General features: G+C 52.9%; 1 protein-coding gene. It reads left to right on the forward strand.

Features of this window, described 5'->3' with window-relative positions:
• Positions 1-198 precede the first annotated feature (198 nt).
• Positions 199-681 carry a DMT family transporter gene (locus AVO44_RS20520; RefSeq protein WP_233422050.1) on the forward strand — a complete coding sequence of 161 codons (483 nt, stop codon included), beginning with the start codon at positions 199-201 and terminating at the stop codon, positions 679-681.
• Positions 682-839 lie beyond the last annotated feature (158 nt).

An 839-nucleotide genomic window follows, 5' to 3' on the forward strand; every position in this document is an offset into this window, starting at 1 on the left:
TCTGCCCCCGATCCGTCCCCTCAATATACCCCGACATGCCCGCCTCCGGTCTTTGCCGAAAAGCATACCACAATCGGAGTTTCCACACAGCCTCAGCCCGAAGCAGTCGCTGATTTGATGCGCCGTACATCGGCTCCGATTTTTTTCATATTTGATTGTCAAAAACGGTGTTTGTGAGCAGCAGTTGTTGTCGCAAACTTGCTGGAAACTGATTTCAGAAAAAGGGCGGAAAGAATGAACATGGGTCTGTGGATTGCACTGCTTGTTGTGATCGGTGCTGGAGCTGCTGCCAGTCTGCAAGCACCAGTAAATGCCGCTCTGGTGCGGGTAACAGGAAACTCGATACTGGTTTCCGTTGTATCATTCGGGGTCGGTTTTTTGGTCCTTGCTCTTATCGCGCTTTACTCTGGTGGGCTGACGTCAATCCCGAAACTTGGCAAAGCGGACTGGTGGATGTTCCTAGGAGGAGCTTTGGGGGCATTTTCCGTTTGGGGAATGCTGTGGGGCGTGCCATTGCTGGGTGTCGTAACAATGATTTCCGCCCTGATCCTCGGGCAGATGGTGGCGGCATTGTTATTGGATTACGTGGGCGCGTTCGGGCTACCGGTGAGAGAACTGACATTGCCCCGTGCCGTCGGCACCATATTGGTTGTGGCAGGAGTCATCTTATCGCGCTTCTAAAGGGAAACGTTTTGCAATCACTTTCAACTTGGCAGAGCGCAACGGTGAATGGCGACTTTGTCTAAGGTTTGTGGCTGCTGTCAGCGTGAGCTGCAGCGGCGATAAATCTGACAAGGAGGAAAGCGCGGGCAGATTTCGGTGCTATGGGGATTGTGGCT

This window comes from Ruegeria profundi, from assembly GCF_001507545.1.
Classification (GTDB): domain Bacteria; phylum Pseudomonadota; class Alphaproteobacteria; order Rhodobacterales; family Rhodobacteraceae; genus Ruegeria; species Ruegeria profundi.